Consider the following 1,110-nt stretch of genomic DNA (forward strand, 5'->3'; position numbering starts at 1 on the left):
CATTCGTGACGTCCACCCTAAAGCATCGGGTGTTCAAGTGTTGCGGGAGCTGGAGCGCGGCATGCACGTCTGCGGCGGGGACCGGAACGCCATCTACGACGACTACATCCAGAAGATGGACGACAAACTCAACTACCTCACCGACCAAATGGCGACCCTCGGAGCCATGCAGAAGTCGTTCGCCTCCTACGAGGAACAGAACCAGTCGAACATGGACACGATCTCGAAGGGAGTGGGCAAGCTGGTCGACGCCGACATGGACGCGAGTTCCGCGAGGATCAGGGCGCTGCAGGCGCGGCAGCAGCTCGGTATCCAGTCGCTTTCGGTCGCCAACGCCGAGGCCGACAGCGTGCTCAGATTGTTCCAGTGACATCTAAAGTTCCGACATAGTCAACAGGCACGGCGGATGACGGCTTCACGCTCAACGAGGTCGTCTCCCACGAGGAGAAGCACAACGACGCTAATGGCGAGGCCCGTCGGACACCTGAGTGGAACTTTCCACATTCAATACGGATGCCGAAGGCAACTAAATGTGTGGCGACAGCACGCTGCCTGGACGTTGCCCGCGCGTTCTCGTCGGCAACGTCGGCGACGCTAATCGAGGAATTACGCGAGCTGAATGCTCCCGGTCGATGCTGTATCTTGCGACGGCACTCCCGATGAGGCAGCGTCGCAAAACCGCCTGCACTGTATTAAAGCTATTCCGTTTCGATGAACACAAACGACCGATCGGCAGCTTCCAGCAATGTGTCGGCAATTCGACCATAGGAAAGCCCATCGCCGACGCGGCGGCTGACCCCGAGCACAATCAGATCGTAACGGCCACGCCGAGCATGCCGCAGAATGGACAGTTCCGGAGAATCGCCTTGTTGAACGATTTTCTGGGCAGAAACCCCATAGTAGTTGGCAACTTCGTCGATCCGGTCCGATGTGGCTGCATGCATGTTCGAATTGTCGCTCACGCGCGACCGCGAGCGCATCTGCCCCGGTCCGACAATGTAGATCACCGACACCGAACACCCGGTTGCCTTGGCGATGAGAAAGGCGAACTCGGCCGCACGTGTCGAACGTTCGGTGCCGCTCACGGGCACAAGAATACGCATGTTCCTG

2 protein-coding genes are annotated in these 1,110 nt (G+C 58.8%); one reads left to right on the plus strand and one right to left on the minus strand.

Annotation, left to right across the window (positions count from 1 at the left end):
• Window positions 1-370: flagellin (locus AC1D0P_RS25925; RefSeq protein WP_477679350.1), on the plus strand; the 370-nt coding region annotated here is incomplete at its 5' end.
• Between the two features lie 328 nt (window positions 371-698).
• On the opposite strand, the gene AC1D0P_RS25930 is transcribed toward AC1D0P_RS25925, so the two are convergent.
• Window positions 699-1,110, minus strand: a 412-nt coding sequence (locus tag AC1D0P_RS25930) for a universal stress protein (protein WP_477679351.1), incomplete at its 5' end; no start/stop codon positions are given.

The organism is Polaromonas sp. P1_G2 (assembly GCF_056405515.1).